Origin of the sequence: Bradyrhizobium sp. BWC-3-1, from assembly GCF_032917965.1 — a bacterium.
Taxonomy (GTDB): domain Bacteria; phylum Pseudomonadota; class Alphaproteobacteria; order Rhizobiales; family Xanthobacteraceae; genus Bradyrhizobium; species Bradyrhizobium canariense_D.
Genome location: NZ_CP136625.1, coordinates 3,459,855 through 3,472,439, shown reverse-complemented (window position 1 = coordinate 3,472,439; position 12,585 = coordinate 3,459,855). Strand labels below are relative to the sequence as shown.

Annotated in this window: 14 protein-coding genes; 6 read left to right on the top strand and 8 right to left on the bottom strand. The window is 64.4% G+C overall.

The window, feature by feature from the left end; genetic code table 11:
• The first annotated feature begins 105 nt into the window (after positions 1 to 105).
• Positions 106 to 1,146 carry a patatin-like phospholipase family protein gene (locus RX329_RS16655; protein WP_317246145.1) on the top strand — a complete coding sequence of 347 codons (1,041 nt, stop codon included), beginning with the start codon at positions 106 to 108 and terminating at the stop codon, positions 1,144 to 1,146.
• Positions 1,147 to 1,162: 16 nt separating this feature from the next.
• On the opposite strand, the gene RX329_RS16650 is transcribed toward RX329_RS16655, so the two are convergent.
• Together RX329_RS16650 and RX329_RS16645 are read right to left on the bottom strand one after the other, a co-directional pair.
• A complete protein-coding gene (locus RX329_RS16650; RefSeq protein WP_085351136.1) occupies positions 1,163 to 1,591 on the bottom strand; it encodes a CBS domain-containing protein in 429 nt (142 codons plus the stop codon).
• Between the two features lie 189 nt (positions 1,592 to 1,780).
• Positions 1,781 to 2,557, bottom strand: a complete 777-nt coding sequence (locus RX329_RS16645) for a rhomboid family intramembrane serine protease (RefSeq protein WP_018455359.1) — start codon at positions 2,555 to 2,557, stop codon at positions 1,781 to 1,783.
• 526 nt (positions 2,558 to 3,083) lie between these two features.
• Here RX329_RS16645 and RX329_RS16640 point away from each other — a divergent pair.
• Positions 3,084 to 3,638 carry a PAS domain-containing protein gene (locus tag RX329_RS16640; protein ID WP_085351135.1) on the top strand — a complete coding sequence of 185 codons (555 nt, stop codon included), beginning with the start codon at positions 3,084 to 3,086 and terminating at the stop codon, positions 3,636 to 3,638.
• Positions 3,639 to 3,651: 13 nt separating this feature from the next.
• Here RX329_RS16640 and RX329_RS16635 read toward each other — a convergent pair whose 3' ends face one another.
• The gene (locus RX329_RS16635) at positions 3,652 to 4,038 is read right to left on the bottom strand and encodes a hypothetical protein (protein WP_166517712.1); all 387 of its coding nucleotides are present in this window, start codon (positions 4,036 to 4,038) and stop codon (positions 3,652 to 3,654) included.
• A 145-nt stretch (positions 4,039 to 4,183) separates the two neighbouring features.
• On the opposite strand from RX329_RS16635, the gene RX329_RS16630 reads away from it, so the two are divergent.
• Positions 4,184 to 4,690, top strand: coding sequence for a GNAT family N-acetyltransferase (locus RX329_RS16630; protein WP_085351133.1), 507 nt, complete (start codon positions 4,184 to 4,186; stop codon positions 4,688 to 4,690).
• A 32-nt stretch (positions 4,691 to 4,722) separates the two neighbouring features.
• On the opposite strand, the gene RX329_RS16625 is transcribed toward RX329_RS16630, so the two are convergent.
• Entirely contained in the window at positions 4,723 to 6,720 is a 1,998-nt protein-coding gene (locus tag RX329_RS16625; protein WP_166520832.1) for a DEAD/DEAH box helicase, read from the bottom strand.
• Between the two features lie 368 nt (positions 6,721 to 7,088).
• Between RX329_RS16625 and RX329_RS16620 the strand changes: the two genes are divergently transcribed.
• Both RX329_RS16620 and RX329_RS16615 read left to right on the top strand, forming a co-directional pair.
• Entirely contained in the window at positions 7,089 to 7,829 is a 741-nt protein-coding gene (locus RX329_RS16620) for a metallophosphoesterase family protein (RefSeq protein WP_007602584.1), read from the top strand.
• 52 nt (positions 7,830 to 7,881) lie between these two features.
• Positions 7,882 to 8,235 (top strand): cupin domain-containing protein, encoded by a 354-nt coding sequence (locus tag RX329_RS16615; protein ID WP_085351131.1) that lies wholly within the window; start codon positions 7,882 to 7,884, stop codon positions 8,233 to 8,235.
• Positions 8,236 to 8,272: 37 nt separating this feature from the next.
• On the opposite strand, the gene RX329_RS16610 is transcribed toward RX329_RS16615, so the two are convergent.
• The 4 genes from RX329_RS16610 to RX329_RS16595 form a co-directional block, all read right to left on the bottom strand.
• The gene (locus RX329_RS16610; RefSeq protein WP_018455352.1) at positions 8,273 to 8,785 is read right to left on the bottom strand and encodes a hypothetical protein; all 513 of its coding nucleotides are present in this window, start codon (positions 8,783 to 8,785) and stop codon (positions 8,273 to 8,275) included.
• Positions 8,786 to 8,899: 114 nt separating this feature from the next.
• A complete protein-coding gene (locus RX329_RS16605) occupies positions 8,900 to 9,328 on the bottom strand; it encodes a VOC family protein (RefSeq protein ID WP_085351129.1) in 429 nt (142 codons plus the stop codon).
• Between the two features lie 110 nt (positions 9,329 to 9,438).
• Complete coding sequence (locus RX329_RS16600; RefSeq protein ID WP_085351128.1) at positions 9,439 to 9,918, bottom strand: DUF5680 domain-containing protein; 480 nt, start codon at positions 9,916 to 9,918, stop codon at positions 9,439 to 9,441.
• A gap of 3 nt (positions 9,919 to 9,921) precedes the next feature.
• A complete protein-coding gene (locus RX329_RS16595; RefSeq protein WP_166517711.1) occupies positions 9,922 to 11,073 on the bottom strand; it encodes a zinc-binding dehydrogenase in 1,152 nt (383 codons plus the stop codon).
• A gap of 301 nt (positions 11,074 to 11,374) precedes the next feature.
• On the opposite strand from RX329_RS16595, the gene RX329_RS16590 reads away from it, so the two are divergent.
• Positions 11,375 to 12,571 (top strand): MFS transporter, encoded by a 1,197-nt coding sequence (locus RX329_RS16590; protein WP_166517659.1) that lies wholly within the window; start codon positions 11,375 to 11,377, stop codon positions 12,569 to 12,571.
• Positions 12,572 to 12,585 lie beyond the last annotated feature (14 nt).

Here is a 12,585-nt window from a genome sequence, read left to right as displayed (position 1 = left end):
CCCGCGCGCTTCCCAAACCGGCATAAACCATGCTTCGGCCTGGTTCTGGCGGAGCGCGATTGCGGTGCCTAGTCTGATGGCGGGTCCCGGCGTAGGAGAGTTTCGGTGCTGGACATATTGAAGGGTCGGGGTTCGAACAGCGATAAGGTCGGCGAGAAAGTCGGCTTGGGCAGCATCCGCCGGCCGGTCATTGGCCTTGCCCTCGGCGGCGGCGCGGCGCGCGGCTTTGCTCATATCGGCATTATCAGGACCCTGCTCGCCAACGGAATCGTGCCTGACGTCGTGGTCGGCACCTCGATCGGCGCAGTGGTCGGCGGCCTCTATGCAGCCGGCCGGCTCGATACGCTGGAAGAATGGGGCCGCAGCCTGCAAGGCATGCGCAACATCCTCGGCTATCTCGACATCCGCCTCAACGGCTCTGGCCTGATCGGCGGCGAGAAGCTGGCGACCCGGCTCGAGGCTGCCTGCGGCCAGAGCCAGATCGAGGATCTCCCGGTCAAGTTCGCCGCCGTCGCGACCGAGGTCCGCACCGGCCACGAGATCTGGCTGACGCGCGGCCGCGTGGTCGACGCGATGCGCGCCTCCTACGCGCTGCCCGGCATCTTCTCTCCGGTCCTGATCGGCGATCGCTGGCTGGTCGACGGCGCATTGGTGAACCCGGTGCCGGTCTCGGCCGCCCGCGCGCTCGGCGCGGAAATCGTCATCGCCGCAAATCTTTCCAGCGACATCTTCACCTATTCGACGACGGTCTATTCGCACGGCGCGACGCCTGAACCGGTGATCCCCGCGACCGAAGAGCCGGCGTCAAAGCGGCGCTTCCCGAGATTCTTCTCGCCTGAGAAGACGGTGAAGCGCGAGTTCTTCGGCAGCGGCAGCGCCCGGCCCGGCCTCTCCTCGGTGATGGTCGACGCTTTCAACATCATGCAGGACCGTATCACCCGGGCGCGCCTCGCCGGCGATCCGCCCGACATGCTGATCACACCGCGGATCGGCCAATTCGGCTGGTTCGATTTCCACCGCTCCGAGGACCTCATCGCGCTGGGCACCCGCGCAGCCGAGCGTGCGCTGGAGTCCATCCAGGAGGCAATCCACGAACTGGCGCCTGCGCCCGAGGGCGCCGCGCCCAAAGCCGACCAGCAGGCCTGATCAGGCGGTCTACTGATCAGGCAGTCTTGATGTAGTCGCGCAGAGCTTCCTGCTCGGCCTCGTATTCCTGCACCCGACGCTTGACGATGTCGCCGATCGAGATCAGGCCGACCACCTTGCCGTTGTCGACCACGGGCAGATGGCGGAACTTGCCGGTGGTCATCATCTCCATGAGCTCGGCGACCGTGTCGGTCTCCTTGCAGGTGACCACCTTGCGGGTCATGACCTGCGAGACCGGCTCCTCCAGCGCGCCGGCGCCGCGCTCGCCGATCACCCGGACGATGTCGCGCTCCGACAGGATGCCTTCCAGCCGGCTCTGGTTCATCACCAGCACCGCGCCGATCTTCTTGTCGGCGAGCAGTTTGACCGCGGCAGCCAGCTTGGCGTCGGGCTCGACGCTCATGATCTGGTGGCCCTTGGTGTTGAGAATCGAACGTACCGTCATTGTCGCCTCCCTGAATCGCAACCGTCCGCTGTTCGCGGTCCGGACTTGTTCTTCGAGTCTTCAACTAACAGTTTCAGCGCCGGTTTCACGTTCAGGCGCTTTGCGAAGCATCGCCGCTAGCGGCCTGTCGCTTCGGAACATTCTTCTCGGGAATGATGGATGAATTCGGGCGGCGCCGCAAGCGCCGCTTCAAATGCGGTCTGAAATGTCCCGTGATGACGCATCCGCAGCATCACTTCGCACGCGCGGCACCGGATCGAACAGCGCGAACAGCAACAGGCCGGCAAGGAAGCCGCCGATATGCGCCTGCCAGGCGACGCTCGTGGTCTCGCTGTCGACGCCAATCGCGCCGACGCCGAAGACGATGTTGACGCCGAACCACACCGCAAGAAAACCGAGCACCCGCCCGTCGCGCAACGCGCGCGACAGCGGCAGCGCCGGAACTCTTGCGGCGGTATCGGCATCCGATCGGCTGAACGACAGGAAGCTGCCGCGAACGAAGGCGAAGCGGATCGCCGCCGCCATCGCGCCGGACACCGAGGCCGAGGCGCCGATCATCGGCGCCACCGCGTGCTCATGGGTGACGAGATGGGCGAGCGCGCCGGCCGCCGCCGTCACCGCGAGGAACAGGAAGAACCTGATGGCGCCAAAGCGCCGCGCCAGCGCGCTGCCGAACGGCAACAGCCACAGCACGTTGAAGCCGAGATGGGTGAGATTGGCATGCAGAAGCGAATAGGTGACGAAGGTCCAGACCTTGGCGCCGGCTCCGCCGGGGATCTCCAGATTGAGCAGCGAGGAATCGTAGCGCTTGGGGATGAAGCCGAAGACGTCGATGGTCCAGTTCTCGAGCTCCGGCGGCAGCAGCACCCGCAGATGGATCACCGCGAGCAGGAGGATATAGGCGGTCAGCGCGAACGGCAGCGTCAGGATCGGCTCGCGCGGAGCCTCCTCAACGACGGCCGGCACCCCCAGCGAAGCATCTTGCGACGAAGGATCTTGCGGCGGAGAATTTGGCGGGAATTCCAAGGGCGGCTTCGCTTTCAGGCGCGATCGGAGCGAGAGGCTTCACGACAGGCCTTGGAGATAGTCGCCTTTGCCCGCGCTGCGCAAGTGCACAAAAGGAAAAGGCAGGGCCCTGGGAAAGCCCTGCCTATCCGTGTCGGACTTCCGGTACCCAGAGAGACGGGAGTATCCCCACCCCTCCCCGCGGCCGGTGACCAAACTGTTTGACGCCTGTGTACAGGCCTCGCCGAGAACCTGGAGAAAAGCGGCGAGGCTTGCGACCGCGATCACCATAGCAGCGGGGCGGTGCACGGAAAGCGCATAGTTAATTTAACGTTAACGACGCAAAGGCAGCGCCAGGAGCACCGAAAATGCCGCTGCGGCATGGACGCTGCAAAGCCCCTCCTGCACAACAACACAGGGATCGCGGCTGCACTGAAGCGGGACAGGTTTGTCCCGCGAGGTTGCGCCCCGGGGTAAGCGTTCAGCCATGAAACATCCGTCGAGCCGCGAGTTCTTCGCATATTGGGACACCAAGCGGGGCACCGCGCGGGCCCCTGACCGGGCCGATATCGATCCGGCCGCCGTGCGCGGCCTGCTCGGTGACATCTTCGTGCTCTCCTGCGAGCCCCATCTCGGCTTTCCGTTCCGCGTCGCCGGCACGCGCGTCTGCGCCCTCGCAGGGCGCGACCTCAAGGATGCGAGCTTTGCGGCGCTGTTCAACGAGGCTAGCCGCCGCGAGATCGAGGAGATCACGACCATCGTCGCCGACGAGAGCCTCGGGGCAATCGCCGGCGTCACCGCCGCGCGCGAGGACGGCAGCAAGGCGCATCTCGAGCTGCTGCTGCTGCCGTTCAACGCCCGCCCGCATACACCGGTGAGCGTGACGGGCGTGCTCGCGCCGTTCGACGACGAATGCGGCGCGCTGGGCCCGTTCGCCCTCACCTCCTGGCGCTATCTGCACCAGCCGGAAAAACTGCTGCCGCGCGCGATCCGCAAGCTGCAGATCGCACGCGGGCTGATGGTCTATGAGGGGCTGCGCTAGGAGTGCACCCTGCTCACGGCATCGCCAGATGCCAGGCGCCGTTCAGAAAGCCGTCGCCGGTGACGTCGCCGGGCTTGGTGTCCTTGGCAAAGGTGTAGAGCGGCTTGCCCTTGTAGGCCCACTGCTTCGAGCCATCGTCGCGCGTGATGACGGTGTAGCCGTCGGCGGCCGCATCGCTCGCCTCGGCCTTCAGCACCGGCCAGTTGGTCGCACACGGACCATTGCAGGCCGACTTGCCGTCAGCATCCTTGTCGAAAGTATAGAGCGACATGCCCTTGGGGTCGGTAAGCACGTTCCCTTTGTCGGTCTTGCCGGTCTTGGTCGGCGGTGCCGCGAAGGCAGCGGGAAGCAGCGCCAGCGATATTGCGAGCGTGAGCGCGAGGCGGATCGATGACGTCATGGTCTCTCCTGTCAGGCAATGGGCTTGCATGGGTAGGACGCCGCGCGAGCCGTCGTATTCCTGAGATCGCGGCAAAGATATTTTTCGCTGCAAGCCTCGTCGCATCGGAATAAACTGGGATGATGGAGATGGACGACGGATCGACATGAGCAAGCCGCATTGGCGTCCCGCGCGCGCCCCCGATCTGCCGGCGATCAGCAAGATCGCAGCACGGATCCATCCCGATCTGCCTGAAAGCCCTGAGGTGTTCGCGGAAAAGATGCGGCTCTATCCCGATGGCTGCCGCGTGCTTGTCGCGGACGACGGGATCGTCGGCTATGGTTTCGCGCATCCCTGGATCCAGCACCGGATTCCGCCGCTCGACGGCTTCCTCGAGCAATTGCCCGGCGGTGCGGATTGCCTCTATTTGCATGACATCGCGGTGCTGCCCGACTTTCGCGGCGGCGTCGCGCGCGACTATGTCGTTGCGACCGAACAGCTCGCGCGCGCGTCAGGAATCGCGACGCTCGCATTGGTGTCGGTCTACGCCACGCGGCCGCTGTGGGAGCGTCTCGGCTTTCGGCCGGTCACGGCAGATGCGGAGCTGCGGGCGAAACTCGCGTCCTACGGCGACAGCGCGACCTACATGCTGCGCGACCTCGCTGCGACGTAACGCCCCTCCCCGTCGACGCCGGTAGGCCGCCGTCAGGCGCGATGCTTCTTTTTAGTCTTCGGCTTCTTCCCGGCGGCGCCCTTCTCAGACCACGACGTGACCGAGGGCTCAGCGTGGCCCGGCTTGTTCTTGTGCTTTTTCTTCTTTGCGAAGGAAGGAGCATCGTCGAATTTCGGTGTGCGTTCGCCGTACGGCTTTTCGTGCGGTTTACCGTGTGGCTTGCCGTGAGGTTTGCCTTGCGGTTTGAACCCGTTCGGCTCGCGCGCGCGTTCGCCCTGGCGTTCACGATGATCGCTGTCGCCGATCTCGCGCCGCGGCGCGTGGGGCCGCTCTTCCGAAGCCGCCTGTCGCTGCGGCGCATCCGCCATCGGCTCGAGGCGGATATTGTCTTCCTTGTCCGGACGCTTGATCTTCACGGCGAAGGATTCCGCGACCCGCTCGGAAATTTCGAACTCGGTCGTGGTGTCCATGATCTTGATCGCGCCGATATCGTTCTTGTCGATGCCGCCGCGGCGGCAGATCATCGGCAACAGCCAGCGCGCTTCCGCATTCTTTTTTCGTCCGATGTTGGCCCGGAACCAGACGGTGCCATCCGCCATGCCATGTTTCGACGACGATTTTCCCGCTTTGGGCCGCGCCCTTTCGGGCCGATCATCGCCACGCGATGCGCGGATATCGTCGCGCGGTGCGCGCGTGTCATTGCGGCCGCGATCCTCGCGCGGCCGGCTGCTCCGCTCGCCGGGATCCATAATGTCTTCGGGCGACGGCAGCCGCGCGCGATAGAGCCGTGCGAGTGACGCGGCGATCTCCTCGGCCGACCGCTCGGCCAATAGCGCCTGCGCCAGCGCCAGATCGTCGGCGGTGGTCTCCTCCGTGAACAGCACGTCCTTCATGCGCTCGTGATCGAGCTTGCGGATCTCATCCGGCTGCGGCGCCGTCCCCCAGACCGCGTCGATCCCCGAAACATTGAGCAGCATTTCCGCACGCCGCCGCCGCACGGGCGGCACCAGCATGACGCTCGTCCCTTTGCGGCCCGCGCGGCCGGTGCGGCCGGAGCGATGCTGCATGACCTCGGCGTCGTTGGGCAGGTCGGCATGAATGACGAGGTCGAGGCTCGGCAGGTCGATGCCGCGCGCGGCGACGTCGGTCGCCACGCAGACGCGCGAGCGTCCGTCCCGTAGCGACTGCAGCGCCGTGGTTCGCTCGTTCTGCGTCAATTCGCCTGACAAAGCGACCACGGAGAAGCCGCGCTCCAGCAGCGCCGCCTGCAAATGCCGGACACCATCGCGCGTGCTGCAAAACACCAGCGCGCTCGGCGCCTCGTAGAAGCGCAACACGTTGACGACGGCGTGCTCGGCATCGCCGGGCGCGATCCGGATCGCGCGGTACTCGATATCGGCGTGACCGCCTTCGTCGCCGGCGACCTCGATCCGGAACGCCCGCTGTTGATACTGCTTGGCCAGCGCGACGATGCCGCGCGGGAACGTCGCCGAGAACATCAGGGTGCGGCGCGTGTCCGGCGTGGTCTTGAGGATGAACTCCATGTCCTCGCGAAAGCCGAGATTGAGCATCTCGTCGGCCTCGTCGAGCACGACTACCTTCAATTCCGAGATGTCGAGACGGCCGCGGCGCAAATGATCGCACAACCGGCCGGGCGTGCCGACGACGATATGAGCGCCGGCCGCAAGCTCGCGCTGCTCGCGCCTGGGGTCCATGCCGCCGACGCAGGAGACGACGCGCCCGCTCGCATGCTCGTACAGCCACGCCAGCTCGCGATGGACCTGCAAGGCAAGCTCGCGGGTCGGCGCCACGATCAGGGCAAGCGGTGCACCCGCCCGCTCGAACCGCTCGGCGTCGCCCAACAAGTCCTTGGCCATGGCGAGCCCATAGGCCAGGGTCTTGCCGGAGCCGGTCTGTGCCGAAACCAAGAGATCGCGGTCAGCGGCCTCGTCCGTGAGCACGGCGAGCTGAACGGGGGTCGGACGGTCGTAGTTGCGCTCGGCCAAAGCTCGGGCGAGCGGCGGACTCATGGTCGGAAAAGACACGGGATAAACCTTGGTTGGTCCAGGCGCGGAACGTCGAGCCGCGCGACCTGAAGCTGCGTAGGCGGCAAATGGTCCAGCCGCACGCGTGGTGATTTGATTTGGACGCTCTTTACGCCAAGTGCGGGCAAATCACCATGCCTATGACGCATGGCTTTGGTGATGCCGAGAATAAGCTTACTGGCCAGCTCGACCCACTACATCCAGCGTTTTCGGGGCATTTTACTGCATATAGCGGGATTTTGGGGCGAGGCTGCAGATTTTCACGGCCACCTCGCTTAAATTATGCGCGGTTGAAGCTGCCGGAGACGCACAACAGGGCTAAGCTCAGGCCGATTGGACTAGGGAGCACGACGATGCGATTGGCAGTCATTTCCGATATCCACGGCAACCTTGCCGCGCTCGAGGCGGTGCTGGCCGACATCAAGGCGCGTGGCGTCGATCGTACGGTCAACCTTGGCGATTGCGTCACCAGCCCGTTGTGGCCGAAAGAGACTTTCGAAGCGCTTGAGGCGCTGTCGTTGCCGACCGTACGCGGAAACCATGATCGCTGGATTGAGGAGTTTCCGGACGACAAGCTCTCGTCGGCAGGTCTGTTTGCGCGCAACGCATTGACTGCGGAGCAACGTCTCGCACTCCACAGCCTGCCTTCCCAAATACGGCTGGACGATGGGATCCTGGCCTGCCACGGCACGCCCGACAACGATACGACATGCCTGCTGGAAGAAACGCTCGACGACGGCCGCTTCGTACCGGCACGCCGCGACGTGCTGGCAATGCGCCTCGCGAGTGAGCCGACGGCGCGCGTGGTGCTGTGTGGTCATAGCCACCGCCAGGCCGTCGTTCACGGACCTCATGACTGTCTGGTTCTCAATCCAGGGAGCGTTGGTTGCCCGGTCTTCGCAGACATTCCCGTTGCCGCAAACCTGGAATACCGCTCGCCGCACGCGCGATATGCAATCCTCACGAAGCGACAAAGGGGCTGGCAGGCCGAACTCTTGGCCCTCGAATACGATTGGGACGCCGCATCGTCCCGTGCCCTCGCCAACGACCACCCGAAATGGGCGCGGGCCATATCGTCGGGATATGTCAAATAACTGCTGGCATCGCTCGACCCAAATCGAGCCGCACGGAAGAACGGGAGAACACATGGCCGACGGAATCTCGCTTGCCGACAAGCTCGCGACATTTGGGGATTTCTGGTCCCCACGCACGATCACGACCTTCAACGATTGCGACGTGATGGTGGTGAAAGTGAAGGGAGAATTCACCTGGCACAAGCATGACGACACCGACGATTTCTTTCTCGTCCTGAAAGGCAGACTGGATATCGAGTTGCGGGACCGGACGGTGACGCTCGGTCCGGGCGAACTCTACGTGGTGCCGAAAGGTGTCGAACATCGCCCGGTGGCGCGCGAGGAGGTTCATCTCATGCTGATCGAGCCGACCGGCACGCCGAACACGGGCGACAAGGCCACCGCCGCGGACCGCAAGCTCGCATAGATGGCAACTCGCCCAGCGCAGCTCTATGCCTGCAGCCTTAATCCCTGGAGGTCACCAGGCTGCTGAAGCCGCCGACCAGTCTAGCTCTTGCCCGCACAAGAGTGTCCCTGGCCGCGCGGCTCAGTGCGCGGATGGCGCGCCAGGCGTCGGTTGCCTGCAGCCACGCCTTCACCTCGGAGTACTTGCCGTACGCCCAGGCAAAAGCCGGAATCCGCATCAGCTTGTCACGGGTGAGATGGAACAGGCGCTCGACCAACACGAGCTTGAGCAGCTCGCCGATGATGAACGTCACGGCCCCGCTCACGATCTGACCGGTTGCGGCGAGATAGGCTGCCACGGGCTTGACCGGCTCCAGGATAATGACGGGTACCGAAAACAAGGCGAGCGAGCAATAAGGCGACAGCGATCTGATCCAGCCCCGCAATCGCTTCAATTGGAGATGCCGCCCGATCCAGCGCGAGATTGGCCTCGCCACGGCCATGAAGACCGCATCCACCAGGAAGTAGATGGCGGCCGCGATGTAGGTCAGGGGCTTCAGGATCTGCTTCACGATGAACTCTCCCGTGAACTGAAAGCCGAAACCCGGGCCTAAGTTTCACCCGGGCGTGAATAACTCGCGAATTTTCGATGGAACTTTTCGTGTACGGGCCCGCCGCTGCCTGGTTCAGATCTCCGCATAGATCTCCAAAAGATTGCCGTCGGGGTCGCGGAAGAACAGCGTCCGATGCCCGAACGACTGGTTCGTCGGTGGTGACAGCAGCGCCACGCCGTGGCGTGCGAGTTCGTCGGCACACGCATCGACTTCGGCCGCGGACACCTTGAAGGCCAGTTGCAGCGCGGCACTGCCCGCCGGCGTCGGCGCGTCAGTCGCGGTTCGGCTTGGCCTTGCAAGAGCCAGCGTGTTGGGGCCCAAGCCGTACTCGATCCAGTCCGGCGACAGCTCCCGCAGCAGCGGAAATGCGAGAACCTCCTGGTAGAAGCGCCGCATCGCCACCATGTCGCGCGCGAAAATGACGGTGTAGTCGATCGCACGGATGGCGCGGAAGGGGGAGCGGGAGCGTTGGATCGGTTCGGTTGTCATCTCGTCCTTCATTCAAAACGCCGGCCCGTAGCCCGTATGGAGCGTAGCGGAATACGGGGAGCCCCAGGCGAGAATCCCGGATTACGCTGGGCTCCGTCCGGGGCTACAGGGCTCGCGAGACTTTATCGCAACAAACCGCCACTGTAACGGACCGCATAGAGCGGCACGCCATCCTGCCGCGCAATCGTCTCGACACCGTGGAAACGATCGAGCGCGCCCTCGACCTCGTTCCGATAAATCATGCCTGCCTGCTCGAACAGATGCGGGCCCCGAAACGGATACTCGACGCTGACATCCAGCAACGCCTGGCGCAGGAATTTGTAGATTGCGAGGAAGATGTCTCGATCCGTGATCTCCGCACGGACGCCACCGCTGTAGCTCATCGACCAAACGACGCGGTCATCCCGGGACACGGTTTCTTGGCCAACGAAAAACCCCATCCCGAAATAGATATCGCGATAGGCATAGGGTGCCGCACGATGCTCGAGCTGCTTTGAGCCTCTGAGCAGCGGAGCGGCGGTGGCGTCGTCGTCCATCCCCGCATAGGTATGGCGCTTGGCTTCGACCAGGAACGCTGCGAGATCTCCGGGGATGGACGACATCGGTTATTCCACCAGTTCCGGCCACGGCACGATGGTCGACTTCACCGTCTTCATCGCCATGGCATCCCTGACCGCCTGTGCGACGCCTTCTTCCGTGAACGGATAGATTGTCTGCATCTTCAGCCAGGGATATTTGCCCGCCGCGCGATGGAGCATGTCGACGCCGAGCGGCAGATCGTTGGCGGTAAAACCCCAGGAGCCCAGCACGTTGATATCCTTGGTGCAGATGCGGTGCCATGAAGTCTCGATCGAGCCGGCGTCGGTGAACTGGCCCATCTCGACATAAGTGCCACCGTCGCGCAGCATCTCGATGCCTTCGGGGCCGGCGGAGGGATGGCCCGAGCAATCCATCACCAGATCGGCGCCGAAGCCGCCGACGATGTCGCGCACGCGCGCGATGCGTGCCTCGGGCGATTTGATCTCCTCGATGTTCACCGTCGCCTCGGCGCCGAACTCGCGCGCGAGCTTGAGCCGCGGCTCCTCCGGCGCCCCGACGCAGATCACGCGCCCTGCTCCCATCTCCTGCGCGGCGGCGACCGCGAGAATGCCGATCGGGCCCGAGCCCTGGATCACCACAGTGTCGCCCCAGGAAAAACCGCCGGCGCGGCTGGCGCGATTGAAGGCGCGGATACAGGACGTCAGCGGCTCCGACAGCGCACCCAACCGCAGCGACATGTCGTCAGGCAATTTGTAGATCTTGGTGCCCGGCAGCATGTCGAGATCGACATAGACATATTCGGCCCAGCCGCCCCACATGTGAGGCGCCTTGTCGAAGCCGAGATAGCGGCCGTAATAGACCGGCGTCAGGCATTTGTTGGCGGTCAGGGGATAATGGATGCAGTAATAGCAGCTGCCGCAGGGCATCAGCGGCGGGATCATCACTTTTGATCCGACCTTGAGCGGCTTGCTCATGAAGTCCTCGGTGAATTCGTCGCCGCATTCGACGATGATTCCGCCGAGCTCGTGGCCGAGCGTGAACGGCCACGGCAGCGGCTTCGGCCAATGCCCCTTCAGAATGTGCAGGTCCGTGCCGCAGACGCCGCACGCGCCGACCTTGATCAGCGCGGCCCTCTTGCCGACCTTCGGCCACGGCACGGTGCGAATGACGGGTTCGCTGCCCGGCCCTGCGTGGGTGCAGACGCGGATCTGGTCCATGGCGTGTCCTCGCTGCCCGTCTGTTATGATTGATTGGTGCGGGTTGAAGCGAAGCGTATGTGAGATGCGCGCTGGTGCCAAGCCGCGGTCTCGTAACCCGCATGAGCGAAGCGACATGCGGGGCCAGCATTCCCGGATATCGCTTCGCTCATCCGGGCTACGGGACCCTGGTCTCCACACACCCAAGTGCCTTGAGCGCTCGACGGCGAACGTGTAGGCACGGCGCCAAAGTCCCACCCCAGGTGCCCGCTTGAACCCCCTCCCTCAAAATCCCGTGGTCGCGTCCGGCTCGTTCGCAGCGATGAGGTCGGTGCCCTACCGGCTCCAGTTCATCGCTTACGTGCTGGCGATGATGGCCGACAATATCGAGCATGTGATCAGCTATTGGGTGGTGTTCCAGAAATTCCATTCGCCGGCGCTGGCGGGTTTTGCCGTGCTGTCGCACTGGTTGCCGTTCCTGCTGTTCTCGGTCGCGGTTGGCGGACTGGCCGACCGGGTCGATCCGCGCCGCATCATCCAGTGCGGCATGCTGCTGTTCATTGTTGCCTCGGCCGGATGGGGTTTCTTCTTCATCACCGACGCCATCCAGATGTGGCACGCCATGCTGCTGCTGGTGATCCATGGCTGCGCCGGCGTGTTGTGGCAGACGCCGAACCAGCTGCTGCTCTATGATCTCGTCGGTCCCGCTGATCTTCCGAGCGCGGTGCGGCTGAATGCGATGGCGCGCTATCTCGGCATTCTGGTCGGACCTGCCGTCGGCGGAATCATCATGCTGACGCTCGGCACCTCGCATGGCATTATCGTCAACACGCTGTTCTATCTGCCGATGCTGCTGTGGCTGTTCTGGGCGCCGGTGCGGGACAAGAGTGTCGCGGTGCGGCGCTTCGCCGTGCGCGGCCTTGCCGACATCATGCTGACCATCCGCGCCATCGGCACGCAGCCGGTGCTGACGGCGATGACTTGGCTTGCCGGCCTCACCTCCTTCATGATCGGCAATGCCTATCACGCCCAGATGCCAGGCTTTGCCGGCGATCTCGGCCACGGCGATCCCGGAATCTCCTACAGCGTGCTGCTCGCCGCCGATGCCGCCGGCGCACTGCTCGCCGGCATCGCGCTGGAATCCTGGGGGCGGCTCAAGGGCACGCCGCGCACCGCGATCATGCTCGCCATGCTGTGGAGCGTGGCGCTGCTCGGCTTCGCCTCGGTGCGGATCTATCCGGTCGCGATCGTGCTGTTGTTCTTTGCAGGCTTCTTCGAGCTGTCGTTCAATACCATGGCGCAGGCGCTGGTGCAGTTGAACGCGCCGTCCGACATTCGCGGTCGCGTCGTCGGCCTCTACAACATGGCGGGGCTCGGGATGCGGGCGTTCAGCGGCATCACGGTCGGACTGTTCGGTGCGGGGATCGGCATTCACTGGTCGCTCGGGCTCTCAGCCGCGGTGCTGCTGGCGCTGCTATGTCTTCTCTATGGGCGCGCGACGAGGAAGACGGCCGGTTGACTCCGGCGTCTCCC

What these genes read in the sequence shown, in the direction of transcription:
- RX329_RS16650 (WP_085351136.1), bottom strand. Translation starts at nt 1,591, where the DNA reads ATGACGGTACGTTCGATTCTCAACACCAAGGGCCACCAGATCATGAGC.
- RX329_RS16640 (WP_085351135.1), top strand. Translation starts at nt 3,084, where the DNA reads ATGAAACATCCGTCGAGCCGCGAGTTCTTCGCATATTGGGACACCAAG.
- RX329_RS16635 (WP_166517712.1), bottom strand. Translation starts at nt 4,038, where the DNA reads ATGACGTCATCGATCCGCCTCGCGCTCACGCTCGCAATATCGCTGGCG.
- RX329_RS16630 (WP_085351133.1), top strand. Translation starts at nt 4,184, where the DNA reads ATGAGCAAGCCGCATTGGCGTCCCGCGCGCGCCCCCGATCTGCCGGCG.
- RX329_RS16625 (WP_166520832.1), bottom strand. Translation starts at nt 6,720, where the DNA reads ATGAGTCCGCCGCTCGCCCGAGCTTTGGCCGAGCGCAACTACGACCGT.
- RX329_RS16620 (WP_007602584.1), top strand. Translation starts at nt 7,089, where the DNA reads ATGCGATTGGCAGTCATTTCCGATATCCACGGCAACCTTGCCGCGCTC.
- RX329_RS16615 (WP_085351131.1), top strand. Translation starts at nt 7,882, where the DNA reads ATGGCCGACGGAATCTCGCTTGCCGACAAGCTCGCGACATTTGGGGAT.
- RX329_RS16605 (WP_085351129.1), bottom strand. Translation starts at nt 9,328, where the DNA reads ATGAAGGACGAGATGACAACCGAACCGATCCAACGCTCCCGCTCCCCC.
- RX329_RS16600 (WP_085351128.1), bottom strand. Translation starts at nt 9,918, where the DNA reads ATGTCGTCCATCCCCGGAGATCTCGCAGCGTTCCTGGTCGAAGCCAAG.
- RX329_RS16595 (WP_166517711.1), bottom strand. Translation starts at nt 11,073, where the DNA reads ATGGACCAGATCCGCGTCTGCACCCACGCAGGGCCGGGCAGCGAACCC.
- RX329_RS16590 (WP_166517659.1), top strand. Translation starts at nt 11,375, where the DNA reads ATGAGGTCGGTGCCCTACCGGCTCCAGTTCATCGCTTACGTGCTGGCG.